Here is a 16,257-nt window from a genome sequence, read left to right on the forward strand (position 1 = left end):
AATCAGTTCATCTTTTGAACGCAAGGAAAAGCGCATAGATTAAGCGATAAATCAATTGCAGTCTGGCATTTGTCGATGCAAGGCATTATTCGGCTTCAAAGCGATCCGTTTTGGCAAAGGCAAAGATCATTTCGAAAACAGCAGCGGTCATTGTGGCAGCCGGCCGGGGCGAACGGGCGGGGCAAAGCGTCGAAGGGCCGAAGCAATATCGGCGCATCGGCGGCGAAGCCGTGCTCGCGCGCACCTTGCGCGCCTTTACCGACTGCACATTGGTCGACGAGATCGTCGTCGTCATTCATCCGGACGATCTCGCGCTTTATGAACGCGCCATACCAGAAAGCCACAAAGATGCGATCGTCGTCACCGGCGGCCCCACACGGCAGGAATCCACACGGCTGGGCCTCCTCGCCCTCAAGGACCACGCGCCGGATTATGTGATGATCCATGACGGCGTACGCCCCTTTATCACGCAAGCACTGCTCGAACGCATCGTCGGCAATCTGACGCCGGAAGAAGGCGTCCTCCCCGCGCTGGCCGTTTCGGACACGCTGAAACAATCCGCCATCGATGGCACGGTCAAGACCACCGTTCCCCGCGCCGGTCTGTTCGCGGCACAGACCCCGCAGACATTTCCCTATGCGCCTATACTCGAAGCGCATGAAAAAGCCTTCGCCATTCGTCGCACCGATTTCACCGACGACGCCGCCATCGCCGAATGGCAGGGCCTCGCCGTGCGCATCATCGAAGGCTCGGCTGACAATACGAAGCTTACCTGGGCAAAGGACATTGAAATGGCAGACAAGCGCCTGCGGCAAGACCATGCCGCCTTTCCGGATATTCGCACGGGCAATGGCTATGACGTCCATTCCTTCGAACCGGGCGACCATGTCACGCTGTGCGGCGTGAAAATCCCGCATGAAGCAAAGCTCAATGGCCATTCTGACGCCGATGTGGCGCTCCATGCCCTGACCGACGCCCTGCTCGCCACGCGCGGCGCTGGCGATATCGGCACGCACTTCCCGCCATCGGACCCACAATGGAAGGGCGCGGCCTCGCGCATCTTCATCGAGCACGCCGCCAAAATCGTTCGTGAAGCTGGCGGGCGCATCGCCAATGTCGATGTGACGCTGATCAGCGAGGCGCCGAAGGTCGGGCCGCATCGCGCCGCGATGACGGAGGCGCTCTGCGACATGCTGGGCATTGCCGCCGACCGCGTTTCCATCAAGGCAACCACCAACGAAAAGCTTGGCTTCGTCGGCCGCCGCGAAGGCATTGCAGCCATCGCCACCGCCACCGTCATTTATCCCGGCGAGGTGCCGGAATGACCCGTCTCGTCGCCGAAAAGCAGGCCATCGCCACACTGGAAGCCTGCCGCAAGGCTGGCGTGATGATCGCGACCGCAGAATCCTGCACCGGCGGCCTTATAGCCGGTGCCCTGACCGATATTGCCGGTTCGTCCGACGTGGTGGATCGCGGCTTCGTCACTTATTCCAACGAAGCCAAGCACGACATGATCGGTGTGCCAATGGAGCTGATCAACCGCGTCGGCGCAGTCTCGAAGGAAGTGGCGATTGCCATGGCCGAAGGCGCGCTGAAACATTCGCGTGCGGGCATCAGCATCGCGGTGACCGGCGTTGCCGGTCCAGGCGGCGGCTCGGAAGAAAAGCCCGTCGGGCTCGTCCATATCGCCTCCGCGCGCAACGGCCAGCCAACGCTGCATCGGGAATGCCGTTTCGGCCCGAAAAGCCGTGCTGAAATTCGCCATGCAACGGTTCTTGCCGCGCTGGAACTGGTGCTGACAAATTTGCGCAAGGCATAACGCTCACGCATGTACTTTCCGCCCTGCCGCCCTATCCTCTACTTATCAGTTTAAGATGAGGAGCATAGGCAATGCGGTTCAAAGGCAAAGTGGCCGTTGTTACGGGCGGGGCAAGTGGTATTGGGGAAGCGACGGTCCGGGCTTTTGTGCGCGAAGGCGCCAATGTCGTCATTGCCGATTATGCCGACCACGGCCAGCAACTTGCCGATGAACTTGCCGGTGAACACCAGCAGGCCATTTTCATCAAGACAGACGTGACAAAAACCAAAGCTGTTCAGGAGCTTATCGCCCGAACAGTGGAAAATTACGGTCGTCTCGACATCATGTTCGCCAACGCCGGTATTGCTGCGGACGGACCAATCGACGAACTTGACGAAAGCGCGTGGCAGAAGACCATCGATATCAATCTGACCGGCGTTTATCTCTGTGATAAATACGCAATCGACCAGATGCGGTCGCAAGGCGGCGGTGTCGTCGTCAATTGCGGCTCGATCCACAGCCATGCCGGCAAGTCTGGCGTGACCGCCTATGCCGCGGCAAAAGGCGGCGTGAAACTGCTGACCCAGACACTGGCTATCGATTATGGTACGCAGAATATCCGCGTAAATGCCGTCTGCCCCGGCTATATCGACACGCCACTTCTGAAAGATATTCCCGACGACAAGAAGGACGCTCTGGTTGCACTGCACCCGATGGGTCGCCTTGGCCGGGCCGAGGAAGTGGCAAGCGCTGTGCTCTTCCTCGCCAGCGACGAGTCCTCATTCATCACCGGGTCTTCGCTAATGGTCGATGGCGGTTATACGGCACAGTAAAAAGCTGTTTGATTATAGGCCGTAAATCTGGTCGGCGCGTTTTTCGAAAGCTTCCGAGAATTTCTTGAAGGCCAGATCGAACATCGTCCCCATCAGCAAGCCGAGTGTGCGGCTCTTGAATTCGTAGTCGATGAAGAACTCAACATCGCAATAGGCCGCATCCTCGGCAGGTTTGAACGTCCAGCGATTATCGAGATAGCGAAACGGGCCGTCGAGATATTTGACGTCGATGACGTTCTCTTCCGGCTTCAGCAGCACCTGACTGGTGAAGGTCTCGCGGATGAGCTTGTAGCCGACCGTCATGTCAGCTATCAGCAAAGCCTTGCCGTCGCGCTCCTTGCGGGAGCGGATCGACAAGGCTTCGCACATGGGCAGAAATTCCGGGTATTTCTCGACATCCGCCACGAGTGCGAACATCTGATCGGCCCGGTGATGCACCCGTCTGACGGTCGTAAACTGCGGCATGTCTACTTATGACCGGTTGGCAATCTGCGCTTCGCGGGCGGCCTTGAGCTTTGCAAAATCGTCGCCAGCGTGATGCGAAGAACGCGTCAGCGGGCTGGAGGCGACGAGCAGGAAGCCCTTTGTTTTGCCGATGGTTTCGAACGACTTGAATTCGTCCGGCGTCACGAAACGGATGACCGGATGGTGCTTGCGGGTCGGCTGCAGATACTGGCCGATGGTCATGAAATCCACATCCGCCGAACGAAGATCGTCCATCAGCTGCAGGATTTCATTCCGCTCTTCGCCGAGACCGACCATGATGCCGGACTTGGTGAAGATGGTCGGATCGAGTTCCTTGACGCGCTGCAACAGGCGGATCGAATGGAAATAGCGTGCGCCGGGGCGAACCTTCAGATAACGCGACGGCACGGTTTCCAGATTGTGGTTGAACACGTCGGGACGCGCCTTGACCACGATTTCCAACGCGCCTTCCTTGCGCAGGAAGTCCGGCGTCAGAATTTCGATGGTGGTCGCAGGCGTTGCAGCGCGAATGGCGCGAATGACATCGGCGAAATGCTGCGCACCGCCGTCTGCCAGATCGTCGCGATCCACCGAGGTAATGACCACATGGGTCAGGCCCATCTGCTTGACGGCCTTGGCGACATTTTCCGGCTCGTTGGGATCGAGCGGCGTCGGGATGCCGGTCGAAACATTGCAGAATGCGCAGGCGCGTGTGCAGATTTCGCCCATGATCATGAACGTGGCGTGCTTCTTTTCCCAGCACTCGCCGATATTCGGGCAGCCAGCTTCTTCACAGACGGTCACGAGCTTGTTGGAACGCACGATTTCGCGCGTTTCGCTATAGCCGCGCGAGACCGGAGCTTTGACGCGAATCCAGTCGGGCTTTTTCAGGACTTCATTGTCCGGGCGGTGCGCCTTTTCCGGGTGCCGCAGACGTCCGCTCTGGTTGACCGTATTGAGAACTGTAACCATGCTGTTTCCTGCCTATCCGGAGCATGTTCCAAAAGAAAAGTGGAACGCTCCTTAATTCGCTCCGGTCCTAAGCCCTGACCACAGACCTGTCAACTTGGACCATTTGCTACTCATCGCCGCGCAGCCAGCCCGAGCGCCCTGAAAACCAGAGCCCAGATGAGCCCGAAGACCAGACCGCCAAAGCCAAGCGCCAAAGTCAGCGTCCAGACACCATACCAGCCCAAGAGCGCCATTCCGTTGACCGATATGGTGTTCCCGCCAAGCAGACTCAAGACGCCGGCTACAAATCCGAGCGCCAGACCGATGACGGTACACCATTTTATGATCGGCCAGGCGGCGCGCCGCCATGGCCCTCCATTTTCGATCAGCGGAATAGGCGTCTCCTATTGCTTTAAGCGTTCAGCACACGTCCATAAGCGTCGAGTACGCTTTCCTTCATCATCTCCGAAAGGGTCGGATGCGGGAAGACCGAATGCATCAGCTCTTCTTCGGTGGTCTCAAGGTTCATGGCAATCACGAAACCCTGGATAAGCTCGGTGACTTCCGCGCCAACCATATGTGCGCCCAGAAGCTGACCGGTCTTCTTGTCGAAGATCGTCTTGACCAGACCCTGATCTTCACCCAGAGCAATCGCCTTGCCGTTGGCCGTGAAGGAATAGCGACCGACACGAATGTCGAAACCCTGTTCCTTGGCCTTGGCTTCCGTCAGACCAACCGAAGCGACCTGCGGATTGCAATAGGTGCAGCCCGGGATCTTGCCCTTGTCGAGCGAATGGACATTCGGAAGGCCTGCGATCTTTTCAACGCAGATCGTGCCTTCATGTTCGGCCTTGTGCGCCAGCATCGGCGGACCGGCAACATCGCCGATAGCGTAAATGCCTTCGACATTGGTCTTGCCATAGCCGTCGATGACGATGCAGCCACGATCCGTCTTCACGCCGAGCGCTTCAAGGCCGAGATTCTCGATATTGCCCTGAACGCCAACCGCCGAAATCATCCGGTCGACCGTCAGCTTCTGCACCTTACCGTCCTTGGTTTCGATGGAAGCAGTGACGTTGTTGGCGCCCTTCTCCACTTTCGCCACCTTGGCGTCGGTGATGATCTTGAGGCCGCGCTTTTCAAGCTGCTTGCGAGCGATGGCGGAAATTTCCGCATCTTCCACCGGCATGATCTGCGGCATCACTTCCACAACCGTCACATCGACGCCCATGTCGTGATAGAACGACGCGAATTCGATGCCGATAGCGCCCGAACCCATGACCAGCATCGACTTTGGCAGGTCCTGCGGCACCATGGCTTCGAAATAGGTCCAGATCAGCTTGCCGTCCGGCTCGATGCCAGGCAGTGCACGCGGACGCGCACCGGTGGCCACGATGATGTGCTTGGCCTTGTAGCTGCCCTCGCCCAGCACGCCCTTCGGCACCGGGTTCTGCGGCTGCATCGGCTGCTTCGACGTCTTGCCGACCGTGATTTCAGCAGGATTGGAGCCAGAAGCGCCTTTGACGAGCTTGGCTTCGCCCCAGATCACGTCGATCTTGTTCTTCTTCATGAGGAAGGCGACGCCGCCATTAAGACGGGCCGAAACGCCGCGCGAACGCTGCACGACGGCTTTCACGTCCGGCGTGATGGTGCCTTCGAGTTTCAGACCGTAATCCTTGGCGTGTTCGCCGAAATGCAGGATTTCCGCCGAACGCAGCAGTGCCTTGGTGGGAATGCAGCCCCAGTTGAGGCAGATACCACCCAGATGCTCGCGCTCGACAATAGCGGTCTTGAGACCCAGCTGTGCCGCACGGATTGCCGTCACATAGCCGCCGGGGCCAGATCCGATAACAATAACGTCGTAAATGTCGGCCATAATTCTTGCCCTTATTCCTGAATGCGGAAAGGCCGCGCTTGTCCCTGCATGATCTACAAAGACAAGCGCGGCGTCAGTTCCATCAGACCAGCATGCCCATCGGGTTTTCGATGTGGCGCTTGAAGGCCTGCGCGAGTTCGGCAGCAAGTGCGCCGTCCACCGCGCGGTGATCGGTAGAAAGCGTGACCGACATGACCGTCGCCACTTTCATCTCGCCCTTCTTCACCACGACGCGCTCTTCACCGGCGCCGATTGCGAAAATGGTCGCATGCGGCGGGTTGATGATGGCTGCAAAATCCTTGACGCCGAACATGCCCAGATTGGACACGGAGGTCGAACCGCCCTGATATTCCTCCGGCTTCAGCTTGCGATCACGCGCGCGCTTGGCCAAATCCTTCATCTCGTTGGAGATGGTGGAGAGCGTCTTGCTTTCCGCATTGCGAACGATTGGCGTGATCAGGCCGCCCGGAATGGAAACGGCAACGCCGACATCCGAACGCTTGTGCTTGATCATGCCGCCATCGGTCCAAGAAACATTAGCTTCCGGGATATCACGCAGCGCCAGAGCCGTTGCCTTGATGACCATATCGTTGACAGAGAGCTTGTAGGCCGGAACCTCACCCTTCTCAGTCTTGATCATCGGCGAAGCCGCGTTGATCTGCGAGCGAAGCGCCAGAAGCGCATCGAGTTCGCAATCGATCGTCAGATAGAAATGCGGAACGGTCTGCTTCGATTCCACCAGACGGCGAGCAATGGTCTTGCGCATGCCGTCATGCGGCACAATCTCGTAAGAACCTTCCTCGAACAGCTTGAGAACGGCATCGTCCGACATCGGCTTAGGCGCTGGAGCAGCCGCAGCAGCCTGCGGTGCAGCAGCAGCTTTCGCGCCGCCGGACTGGATCGCGGATTCCACATCGCGCTGAACGACACGGCCATGCGGACCAGTGCCCTTCACGGCGGCGATATCGACGCCGGCGTCCTTGGCAATACGGCGAGCAAGCGGAGAAGCGAAAACACGTTCGCCCTTTGCCTGTGCGGGAGCGGCAGGTGCCGGAGCAGGAGCAGGAGCAGGAGCAGGAGCAGCGGCGGGCGCGGCTTCCATCTTGGCTTCAACCTTCGGCTCTTCCTTCGGAGCCTCGGCTTTTGCTTCTGCCTTGGGAGCGGCAGCGCCGCCGCCCTTTGCTGCTTCCGCGATATCTTCGCCGTCAGCGGCGAGAATTGCGATCAGCGCATTGACCTTGACGCCTTCGGTGCCAGCCGGAACGACCAGCTTGGCAACCGTACCCTCATCGACGGCCTCGACTTCCATCGTGGCCTTGTCGGTTTCGATCTCGGCAATCACATCGCCGGAGGAAACCTTGTCGCCTTCCTTGACCAGCCATTTCGACAGGTTGCCTTCTTCCATCGTGGGAGAAAGCGCTGGCATGGTGATATTGATCGGCATGTCCAGACCCTTTCGTTAAGCGGTGTAGGTCACGGCTTTCACCGCTTCCACGACTTCGGCCACATTCGGCAGCGCCAACTTTTCGAGATTTGCGGCATAAGGCATCGGAACGTCCTTGCCCGCAATGGTCAGGATCGGCGCATCCAGGTAGTCGAAAGCCTGCTGCATCACGCGGGTGGCGATTTCCGTGCCAACCGACGACTGCGGGAAGCCTTCTTCCACCGTTACGAGGCGACCGGTCTTCTTGACCGATTCCACGACAGTCGGAATGTCCATCGGGCGAATGGTGCGCAGATCGATGACTTCAACGTCGATGCCCTGTGCAGCCAGTTCTTCCGCAGCCTTGACCGCATAGGTCATGCCGATGCCGAACGAAACCAGCGTCGCGTCCTTGCCCTGCTTGTGAATGCGGGCCTTACCAATCGGCAGAACGAAATCATCCAGCTTCGGCACTTCGAAATGATGACCGTAGAGAATTTCGTTTTCGAGGAAAATGACCGGGTTCGGATCGCGGATGGCAGCCTTGAGCAAGCCCTTGGCGTCGGCAGCCGTGTAAGGCATGACGACCTTGAGGCCCGGAATGTGGCTGTACCATGCGGCGTAGCACTGCGAGTGCTGGGCGGCAACGCGGGCAGCCGCGCCCGAAGGACCACGGAACACCATCGGTGCACCCATCTGACCGCCCGACATGTAGAGCGTCTTTGCAGCCGAATTGACGATCTGGTCGATTGCCTGCATGGCGAAGTTGAAGGTCATGAATTCGACAATCGGCTTCAAACCGGCCATTGCGGCACCGACGCCCACACCGGCAAAACCATGCTCGGTGATCGGCGTATCGACGACGCGGCGCGCGCCGAACTCATCGAGAAGACCCTGCGTGATCTTGTAAGCGCCCTGATATTCGGCAACTTCTTCACCCATGATGAAGACGTTTTCGTCGCGGCGCATTTCTTCGGCCATGGCATCGCGCAGCGCTTCACGCACGGTCATCGAAACCATTTCCGTGCCTGCCGGAATATCCGGATCGGAAGCGACTTCAACCTTCGGAGCAGCCGGAACGCTTGCGGCGGGCTTGTCCTCAGCCTTCGGCGCTTCCTTTACTTCTTTCTTGGCTTCCTGCTTCGGGGCTTCAGCCTTGGCAGCCGGGGCCGAACCGATATCGGAAGCGCTTTCGCCGTCGCCGAGCAACACGGCAATCGGCGTATTGACCTTCACGCCTTCTGTGCCTTCAGCGATGAGGATCTTGCCGATAACGCCTTCATCGACGGCTTCGACTTCCATCGTCGCCTTGTCGGTTTCGATCTCGGCAATCACATCGCCGGACGTAACCTTGTCGCCTTCCTTTTTCACCCACTTGGAAAGCGTGCCTTCTTCCATGGTCGGAGAAAGGGCGGGCATGAGAATTTCTACGGGCATGACAACACCTTTCCCGAATTAGAGCAGAATATCCGTATAGAGCTCGGAAACATCCGGCTCCGGATCGTTTTGAGCGAAATCGGCCGAATCAGCGACGATGTCGCGGACTTCCTTGTCGATTTCCTTCAGCTCTTCTTCGGTTGCCCAGCCCTTGTCGATCAGGCGCTGTTTGACCTGTTCGATCGGATCATGCTCGGAACGCATCTTTTGCACTTCGTCCTTCGAGCGATATTTCGCAGGATCGGACATGGAGTGACCGCGATAGCGATAGGTTTCCATTTCGAGAATCAACGGACCCTTGCCGGAACGCGCCCAATCGGCAGCGAACTTGGCGGCAGCGGCAACGGCGCGAACGTCCATGCCGTCAACCTTGATGCCCGGAAGATTGAACGAAACACCGCGCTTGGAGAAATCGGTCTCAGCGGAAGAACGCGATACCGAGGTGCCCATGGCGTAACGGTTGTTTTCGATGACGTAGATCACCGGAAGCTTCCACAGCGAGGCCATGTTGAAGCTTTCATAAACCTGGCCCTGATTGGCAGCGCCATCGCCGAAATAGGTGACCGACAGATTGTCATTGCCACGATACTTGTTCGCAAAGGCAAGACCGGTGCCCAGCGGAACCTGAGCGCCGACGATACCGTGACCGCCGAAGAAGCCCTTTTCCTTGGAGAACATATGCATGGAGCCGCCCTTGCCCTTGGAGTAGCCTCCACGGCGTCCGGTCAGCTCGGCCATGACGCCGCGCGCTTCCATGCCCGTTGCCAGCATATGACCGTGATCGCGATAGGAAGTGATGATCTGGTCACCTTCCTTCAGCGCGGTCTGCATACCAACGACGACAGCTTCCTGTCCGATATAAAGATGGCAGAAGCCACCAATGAAGCCCATGCCATAAAGCTGGCCGGCTTTTTCTTCGAAACGCCGGATCATCAGCATCTCGCGATAGGCGTGCAGCTCCTGCTCCTTGGTGAAATTTATAGGCGCAGGTGCCTTGGGGGTAGTAACAGAAGACGTCTGCGTTTTGCCAGCAGGCGTCTTTTTAGCCCTCGGTGCCATATCTCGCTCCCTTAGATTGTCGTTATATTGTGACGTTATACGCGCATATTACAAGATACAATATGCACCCAGAGCATAGCTGCTATGCTGCCAAGCCCTTAAAAACATATCACAAAAAGACAATTAACCGGAATTCAGTTAATTCGACCTATCTTCCCGAGAGGTAATAATTGTCACTTCATCGGGATGGGAGAGATTAAGCGCCCTGCGCGCCTGCTCGTCAAGCATATCCTTTTCGATGGAACCATCACGCAAAAGCGCGACGCGCTTTTCGAGCGCGGAACGCTCGCCGCTGATTTTTTCGAGCTGCTTGGTGAGGTTCGCTTTTTGCTCTTCGAGCTGGATACGGGCGTATAGACCAAATTCGCCATGATAGGCGTGGAAGCCGAAATAGCTGAGAAACGCAGCCGTCAGAATAGGCAGAATAAAGCGCCCACGGATCGATTTACGTTTCTGCTTGGTCCACATTGCGGCTTCCTTCCCGGATGTTTTTGACGGCAGCGAATCTCAAGCTGTAGCCGCCAATCCGAATTCCACCATCAAGCATTATTTTGCTTAACAGAGCTTTACCGCAGCCATATGTCAGGGAAGGATTAACCCTATTTTTGTGAAACAGTTCAGATAATCAAAAGACGGTGACCTCTTGTGAGTAATTCACTCGCAGAGGGGGAAATCGGCAACCAGGATCAATTCTTGATTGCCGATCTGTTCATTATCGACCGTTCAGACGATCACACATCGAGAATCGTTGAGAACCCGCCCATGATCATCCGCTTGCCGTCAAAGGGCATCTCGCTGCCCATCGCCGCCATGCGCGGATCGCTCATCATTTTCTGATTGGCCGCATCGCGGGTGGCCTTGTCGGGATATTCGAACCAGGAGAAAACCACCTCCTCATCGTCGGTTGCCTGCACGGCTCGGCGGAAGTCGGTCACCTTGCCATCGGGCACATCGTCACCCCATGCCTCAACCATGCGCGTAACGCCAAACTCCTTGAACAGTTCGGCAGCAGTCGCGGCATGTTTGCGATAGATTTCCTTGTTCGCTTTTGGAACCGCAACGACGAAGCCTTCAATATAAGCCATTTTCTCTCTCCCTTTCGATTCCCCCCTTACGGCTCGGGTCAATACGGGATTGAGCCGCTCCATGTCCGCCATATTGCTCCCCATTCAGGGCCAGCGCATGGCAGAACAATAACATTGATATCAATATATATGGGCGGAGTCAAAAGCGGGGCTGGCCAAGATGGCGGTATGGTTCTCAAAGACAACGAAAAAGGCGGGCACAGAGCCCGCCTTTCATCAAAAGCCTTTGCGTTCCGATTATAGGAACTTCAGCGCGCTGCGGCCTGCATAGCGGGCCTGCTTGCCGAGTTCTTCTTCAATGCGGATAAGCTGGTTGTACTTCGCCGTACGGTCCGAACGGGCCAGCGAGCCGGTCTTGATCTGACCGCAATTCGTGGCAACTGCCAGATCGGCAATGGTCGAATCTTCGGTTTCGCCCGAACGGTGCGACATGACGGCGGTGTAACCGGCCTTGTGTGCGGTTTCGACGGCATCGAGCGTTTCCGACAGGGAACCGATCTGGTTGACCTTCACGAGGATCGAATTGGCGACGCCCATGCGGATGCCATCGCGCAGACGGGCCGAATTGGTGACGAACAGATCGTCGCCAACCAGCTGGCACTTGTTGCCAACGAGGTCGGTCAGGTACTTCCAGCCTTCCCAGTCGTCTTCGGCCATGCCGTCTTCAATGCTGACGATTGGATAATCAGCGACGAGCTTGGCCAGATACTTGGCCTGCGCCTTTGGATCACGGGTCTTGCGCTCGCCTTCATAGACGTAATTGCCGTCCTTGAAGAATTCGGTCGATGCGCAATCGAGGCCGATAGCGATATCTTCACCCGGCTTGAATCCGGCCTTTTCGATCGATTCCATCACGAAATCGAGGGCGGCCTGCGCGCTCTTGAGATTAGGAGCAAAACCGCCTTCATCACCGACATTGGTGTTGTGGCCAGCGTCCTTGAGGCGCTTCTTCAGCGTGTGGAAAACTTCCGAGCCATAACGCACGGCTTCACGGATTGACGATGCGCCAACCGGCAGAATCATGAATTCCTGAAAGTCGATTGGATTGTCGGCATGTGCGCCGCCATTGATGATGTTCATCATCGGCACGGGCAGAACATGCGCATTCGCGCCGCCGACATAGCGATAAAGCGGCAGGCCAGTTGCCTGAGCGGCAGCCTTGGCAACGGCCAGCGACACGCCGAGAATAGCATTGGCGCCAAGATTGCCCTTGTTGGCAGAGCCGTCGAGGTCAATCAGAGTCTGGTCGATGAGCAGCTGGCTTTCGGCATCGAGGCCTGCAATGGCGTCGAAAATCTTGCCATTCACCGCTTCAACGGCCTTTTCCACGCCCTTGCCGAGATAGCGGCTGCCGCCATCGCGAAGCTCAACGGCTTCATGGGCGCCGGTCGATGCGCCGGATGGAACAGCGGCACGGCCAAAAGAGCCATCTTCAAGCACTACGTCCACTTCGACGGTCGGGTTGCCGCGGCTGTCAAGAATTTCGCGGCCGACGATGTCGATAATTGCAGTCATAGGAGCCAGTCCTTCCCTATAGATCGCTCCGCTTATATGCAGAGCTGCTGAACAAATCCGATGTGGGCACATCCTTAGCGAAACAAAAGGCGGAGGAAAATCCCCCGCCTTTCACAATTCGCTCTGTGTTTTATAGACCCTTGGAAATCCTGTCGAACGCCACAAGCTTTTCCAGCAGTGCAGGCATCTTGTCGATCGGCACCATATTGGGTCCGTCCGACGGCGCATTGTCGGGGTCCTGATGGGTTTCAATGAAAAGACCGGCCACGCCGACAGCCACCGCTGCGCGCGCCAGTGTTTCCACAAATTCGCGCTGTCCGCCCGACGAACCGCCCTGCCCGCCCGGTTGCTGCACCGAATGGGTCGCGTCGAAAACCACCGGCGCGCCAAGGCCGGCCATGATCGGCAGCGCGCGCATATCCGAAACCAGCGTATTATAGCCGAAGGACACGCCGCGCTCGGTTGCAAGCACATTCGGGTTGCCGCTTTCGGTGATCTTGGCCAGAACATTCTTCATGTCCCAGGGTGCCAGAAACTGGCCCTTCTTGACATTGACCACCCGGCCAGTCTTCGCGGCGGCGATCAGCAGATCGGTCTGGCGGCAGAGGAAGGCCGGAATCTGAAGCACATCGACGACGGGTGCGACTGCGGCGCATTGTTCTTCGGTGTGGATATCGGTCAGAACCGGAAAGCCGAATTCCTTTTTCAGATCGGTAAAGACTTCCAGCGCCTTTTCGAGACCGATACCGCGCTCTGCCTTCAGCGACGTGCGATTGGCCTTGTCGAAACTCGACTTGTAGACCAGACCGATACCCAGCTTGTCGGTGATTTCCTTCAGGCGTCCCGCCATGTCGAAGGCATGGTCCCGCGTTTCCATCTGGCATGGGCCAGCGATCAGCGCGAAGCGCGCGCTGTTGGAGAAGGTAACATTACCGACTTTGACGGAGGAATTGGCGGTCGTCATTTACTCAACACCTTCAAATACGAACAACGTACCCTGGCCTTTAGCCGGAGAAACGATGATACGGCCATCTCTTTTCAGAAACGTGACACCGTTGCGGTCAAGAAGCTGCTCGATTGTCAAAAGCGAAGCAACCGTGAAAACCAGCCCTGCAAGCCGCAAGCCACGGCCATGAAGCTCTGGCAACCATCCAAAGCTTTGTTCAAACTGTTTGGAAGGAAGGATATCTATATCGGCATTGCCTGCGGTGATTTCCAGAGAACCACCGTTCTGCTTGCGCGCTGGCGCATGAAACACGCCTTGCAGCAATTCCGAAAATGCCGCCGGATTATCCTCGCAGATCAGGATTTTGCGCAATCCGCTGACGCCATTTTCATGCGCAATCAGATGCGAACGATCCGTCTTGGGATAAGCCAGACGCTGGCAGGTGAAGAAAAACGCATCGGGCGCGCGCAGATCCGCCGCAAAAGCAAGGCGGAAACTCGCAATTTCGCGCTTGCCTTCCTTGCTCACGAACGCACGTGAAAACTCGACCATGCGGCCACCGGCAACACCGCGCCGTTTGAACGCGGCGTGATCGGCGCGTGCATCGTCCGTTTTGAAGGCTATGCCTGAAAAGCCATCCTGCCCGTTACGGAAGCGGTAGGCCTGATCGCGGAGAATGAAACTGTTCGAGCGACGGGCGGCAGCCACATAAAGCGGCTCGCGGTCGACTGCCAGCATTTCCAAATAGGTGTCGTCAGCAAAAAAGCTGCACACATTGGCGGTGCCGAATGGATGCTGGGCATCGGGGGCTACGGTGAAGCCCAGAAGGGAAAGCCTCTTGCGCGCCTCATTCAGTTGAGCAACCGGCAGAACCAGATGGTCGACCGAACGAGCATTGCGCGCAAGATCATTATTCATTCATCAAACCAGACGGCTTTGTTCGATTGCCGCTTCGATGAACGAAGCGAAAAGCGGATGCGGTTCGAACGGACGCGACTTCAGTTCCGGATGGTACTGTACGCCGATGAACCATGGATGGTCAGGATATTCGACCGTTTCCGGCAGAACGCCATCCGGCGACATGCCTGCGAAATTCAGACCGGCTTCTTCGAGACGGTTCTTATAGTCGATATTGACTTCGTAACGATGGCGGTGACGCTCGGAAATATCGGTCGAACCGTAGATTTCCGCAATCTTCGAGCCCGGCGCAAGCGCCGCCTCGTAAGCACCGAGACGCATCGTGCCACCGAGATCGCCCGCTGCCGCGCGCTTCTCGAGCATGTTGCCCTTGAGCCATTCAGTCATCAGACCGACAACCGGTTCCTTGGTCGGGCCGAACTCGGTCGAAGACGCGTTTTCGATGCCAACCAGATTACGCGCTGCCTCGATGCAGGCCATCTGCATGCCAAAGCAAATGCCGAAATACGGAACCTTCCGCTCACGAGCGAACTTCGCCGCAAGAATCTTGCCCTCTGCGCCGCGCTCGCCAAAGCCGCCCGGCACCAGAATGCCGTGCACCTTTTCCAGATGCGGAGCCGGATCTTCGCTTTCGAAGACTTCCGCTTCAATCCAGTCGAGATTGACCTTAACCTTGTTGGCGAGACCACCGTGATAGAGCGCTTCGATCAGCGACTTATACGCGTCCTTCAGACCCGTATATTTGCCGACGATTGCGATGGTGACTTCGCCTTCCGGATTGTGCAGACGATGGGAAACTTCTTCCCAGCGATCCATGCGCGGTTTCGGAGCCGGGTCGATACCGAAAGCCGAAAGAACTTCCGAATCCAGGCCTTCCTTGTGATAGGCAATCGGCACATCGTAGATCGTTGCCACGTCGAGCGCCTGAATAACGGCGCTTTCACGCACGTTACAGAACAGCGACAGCTTGCGGCGTTCGGATTCCGGAATTTCGCGATCCGCACGCACCAGAAGAATATCCGGCGCAATACCGATGGAACGTAGTTCCTTGACCGAATGCTGCGTCGGCTTGGTCTTGAGCTCGCCCGCCGCGGGAATATACGGCATCAGCGTCAGATGGATGTAAACGGCTGCGCCGCGCGGCAATTCATTGCCAAGCTGACGGATCGCCTCAAGGAACGGCATGGCTTCAATGTCGCCAACAGTGCCGCCAATTTCGCACAGAACAAAATCGTAATCCTCGTTGCCTTCGAGAACAAAATTCTTGATCTCGTCGGTGACGTGCGGAATGACCTGAACCGTCGCGCCGAGATAGTCGCCGCGGCGTTCCTTTTCGATGATGTTACGGTAGATGCGACCGGTGGTGATATTGTCCTGCTTATTGGCAGGACGACCGGTGAACCGCTCGTAATGACCGAGATCGAGGTCAGTTTCGGCACCATCGTCAGTGACGAACACCTCACCATGCTGGTAAGGCGACATCGTGCCGGGATCGACGTTCAGATAAGGGTCGAGTTTACGGATACGCACGCGGTAACCGCGTGCCTGAAGGAGTGCAGCCAGTGCTGCAGCAGCTATGCCTTTTCCAAGGGAAGAAACCACGCCGCCAGTGATGAAAACATATCGCGCCATGGGCTTATCTCGTTAGACTTTCTTAATTGATTCCGCCACAAAAAAATGCGCTTCGGAGTGATTTTTCACCGAAGCGATGCGGTAATCGTTGTTGAACACAGACACGTCACCCCAAAACGGACCGTTTGGTGAGTGACACGCACCCCTGAAACCCTATTGCACGAATGCGAACGCTATACGTCTGAAGATGACGGAAGCATGATCTCCGGACGAATACATGGAACCGTCTTAACGGCCCCTGCCCGACTTTTCCATGCCGAAGCCCGCAATCCACAGCTTAGCTTCACGCATTCGTAAAATCGGCCAAAAGAAAAGCCGG

General features: G+C 57.2%; 16 protein-coding genes. 3 read left to right on the plus strand and 13 right to left on the minus strand.

All coding sequences use genetic code 11. The annotated features are described in order from the left end of the window. The first annotated feature begins 110 nt into the window (after positions 1-110). From FIC94_RS11985 to FIC94_RS11995, 3 genes are all read left to right on the plus strand, one after another. Positions 111-1,325 (plus strand): bifunctional 2-C-methyl-D-erythritol 4-phosphate cytidylyltransferase/2-C-methyl-D-erythritol 2,4-cyclodiphosphate synthase, encoded by a 1,215-nt coding sequence (locus FIC94_RS11985; RefSeq protein ID WP_140025025.1) that lies wholly within the window; start codon positions 111-113, stop codon positions 1,323-1,325. Continuing rightward, positions 1,322-1,819, plus strand: a complete 498-nt coding sequence (locus FIC94_RS11990; protein WP_140025026.1) for a CinA family protein — start codon at positions 1,322-1,324, stop codon at positions 1,817-1,819. Before FIC94_RS11985 ends, FIC94_RS11990 begins: the two co-directional genes overlap by 4 nt. Positions 1,820-1,890: 71 nt before the next feature. After that, positions 1,891-2,631 carry an SDR family NAD(P)-dependent oxidoreductase gene (locus FIC94_RS11995; RefSeq protein ID WP_140025027.1) on the plus strand — a complete coding sequence of 247 codons (741 nt, stop codon included), beginning with the start codon at positions 1,891-1,893 and terminating at the stop codon, positions 2,629-2,631. 12 nt (positions 2,632-2,643) lie between these two features. On the opposite strand, the gene FIC94_RS12000 is transcribed toward FIC94_RS11995, so the two are convergent. The 13 genes from FIC94_RS12000 to pyrG form a co-directional block, all read right to left on the minus strand. After that, positions 2,644-3,096, minus strand: a complete 453-nt coding sequence (locus FIC94_RS12000) for a type II toxin-antitoxin system RatA family toxin (RefSeq protein WP_140025028.1) — start codon at positions 3,094-3,096, stop codon at positions 2,644-2,646. 6 nt (positions 3,097-3,102) lie between these two features. Next, a complete protein-coding gene (lipA, locus tag FIC94_RS12005) occupies positions 3,103-4,068 on the minus strand; it encodes a lipoyl synthase (RefSeq protein ID WP_140025029.1) in 966 nt (321 codons plus the stop codon). A gap of 110 nt (positions 4,069-4,178) precedes the next feature. Next, positions 4,179-4,340: a hypothetical protein gene (locus tag FIC94_RS22445; RefSeq protein ID WP_167836034.1), complete on the minus strand. Its 162-nt coding sequence runs from the start codon at positions 4,338-4,340 to the stop codon at positions 4,179-4,181. A gap of 119 nt (positions 4,341-4,459) precedes the next feature. Further along, a complete protein-coding gene (lpdA, locus tag FIC94_RS12010) occupies positions 4,460-5,923 on the minus strand; it encodes a dihydrolipoyl dehydrogenase (RefSeq protein ID WP_140025030.1) in 1,464 nt (487 codons plus the stop codon). Between the two features lie 82 nt (positions 5,924-6,005). Beyond that, positions 6,006-7,367, minus strand: a complete 1,362-nt coding sequence (locus FIC94_RS12015) for a pyruvate dehydrogenase complex dihydrolipoamide acetyltransferase (protein WP_140025031.1) — start codon at positions 7,365-7,367, stop codon at positions 6,006-6,008. 15 nt (positions 7,368-7,382) lie between these two features. Then, positions 7,383-8,783 (minus strand): pyruvate dehydrogenase complex E1 component subunit beta, encoded by a 1,401-nt coding sequence (locus FIC94_RS12020; protein ID WP_140025032.1) that lies wholly within the window; start codon positions 8,781-8,783, stop codon positions 7,383-7,385. An 18-nt stretch (positions 8,784-8,801) separates the two neighbouring features. Next, on the minus strand, positions 8,802-9,842 hold the full coding sequence (gene pdhA, locus FIC94_RS12025; protein ID WP_121536240.1) for a pyruvate dehydrogenase (acetyl-transferring) E1 component subunit alpha: 1,041 nt from the start codon (positions 9,840-9,842) through the stop codon (positions 8,802-8,804). 138 nt (positions 9,843-9,980) lie between these two features. Next, complete coding sequence (locus tag FIC94_RS12030) at positions 9,981-10,310, minus strand: FtsB family cell division protein (protein WP_121536242.1); 330 nt, start codon at positions 10,308-10,310, stop codon at positions 9,981-9,983. Between the two features lie 263 nt (positions 10,311-10,573). After that, positions 10,574-10,927 (minus strand): DUF1428 domain-containing protein, encoded by a 354-nt coding sequence (locus FIC94_RS12035; RefSeq protein WP_078340401.1) that lies wholly within the window; start codon positions 10,925-10,927, stop codon positions 10,574-10,576. Positions 10,928-11,164: 237 nt separating this feature from the next. Beyond that, positions 11,165-12,442 (minus strand): phosphopyruvate hydratase, encoded by a 1,278-nt coding sequence (gene eno, locus FIC94_RS12040; protein ID WP_109369149.1) that lies wholly within the window; start codon positions 12,440-12,442, stop codon positions 11,165-11,167. A 130-nt stretch (positions 12,443-12,572) separates the two neighbouring features. After that, positions 12,573-13,406, minus strand: a complete 834-nt coding sequence (kdsA, locus tag FIC94_RS12045; RefSeq protein WP_140025033.1) for a 3-deoxy-8-phosphooctulonate synthase — start codon at positions 13,404-13,406, stop codon at positions 12,573-12,575. Then, entirely contained in the window at positions 13,407-14,306 is a 900-nt protein-coding gene (locus tag FIC94_RS12050) for a VOC family protein (RefSeq protein WP_140025034.1), read from the minus strand. Positions 14,307-14,309: 3 nt separating this feature from the next. Continuing rightward, on the minus strand, positions 14,310-15,938 hold the full coding sequence (gene pyrG, locus FIC94_RS12055) for a CTP synthase (protein ID WP_109369152.1): 1,629 nt from the start codon (positions 15,936-15,938) through the stop codon (positions 14,310-14,312). Between the last annotated feature and the right edge of the window lie 319 nt (positions 15,939-16,257).

Source organism: Ochrobactrum teleogrylli, from assembly GCF_006376685.1.
Taxonomy (GTDB): Bacteria; Pseudomonadota; Alphaproteobacteria; order Rhizobiales; family Rhizobiaceae; genus Brucella; species Brucella teleogrylli.

Excerpts from the sequence above, each read along its gene's own strand:
- lipA (WP_140025029.1), bottom strand. The coding sequence starts at position 4,068 with ATGGTTACAGTTCTCAATACGGTCAACCAGAGCGGACGTCTGCGGCAC.
- FIC94_RS12050 (WP_140025034.1), bottom strand. The coding sequence starts at position 14,306 with ATGAATAATGATCTTGCGCGCAATGCTCGTTCGGTCGACCATCTGGTT.
- lpdA (WP_140025030.1), bottom strand. The coding sequence starts at position 5,923 with ATGGCCGACATTTACGACGTTATTGTTATCGGATCTGGCCCCGGCGGC.
- FIC94_RS12015 (WP_140025031.1), bottom strand. The coding sequence starts at position 7,367 with ATGCCGATCAATATCACCATGCCAGCGCTTTCTCCCACGATGGAAGAA.
- FIC94_RS12000 (WP_140025028.1), bottom strand. The coding sequence starts at position 3,096 with ATGCCGCAGTTTACGACCGTCAGACGGGTGCATCACCGGGCCGATCAG.
- FIC94_RS11990 (WP_140025026.1), top strand. The coding sequence starts at position 1,322 with ATGACCCGTCTCGTCGCCGAAAAGCAGGCCATCGCCACACTGGAAGCC.
- kdsA (WP_140025033.1), bottom strand. The coding sequence starts at position 13,406 with ATGACGACCGCCAATTCCTCCGTCAAAGTCGGTAATGTTACCTTCTCC.
- FIC94_RS12020 (WP_140025032.1), bottom strand. The coding sequence starts at position 8,783 with ATGCCCGTAGAAATTCTCATGCCCGCCCTTTCTCCGACCATGGAAGAA.
- pyrG (WP_109369152.1), bottom strand. The coding sequence starts at position 15,938 with ATGGCGCGATATGTTTTCATCACTGGCGGCGTGGTTTCTTCCCTTGGA.
- FIC94_RS11995 (WP_140025027.1), top strand. The coding sequence starts at position 1,891 with ATGCGGTTCAAAGGCAAAGTGGCCGTTGTTACGGGCGGGGCAAGTGGT.
- pdhA (WP_121536240.1), bottom strand. The coding sequence starts at position 9,842 with ATGGCACCGAGGGCTAAAAAGACGCCTGCTGGCAAAACGCAGACGTCT.
- FIC94_RS12035 (WP_078340401.1), bottom strand. The coding sequence starts at position 10,927 with ATGGCTTATATTGAAGGCTTCGTCGTTGCGGTTCCAAAAGCGAACAAG.
- FIC94_RS12030 (WP_121536242.1), bottom strand. The coding sequence starts at position 10,310 with ATGTGGACCAAGCAGAAACGTAAATCGATCCGTGGGCGCTTTATTCTG.
- eno (WP_109369149.1), bottom strand. The coding sequence starts at position 12,442 with ATGACTGCAATTATCGACATCGTCGGCCGCGAAATTCTTGACAGCCGC.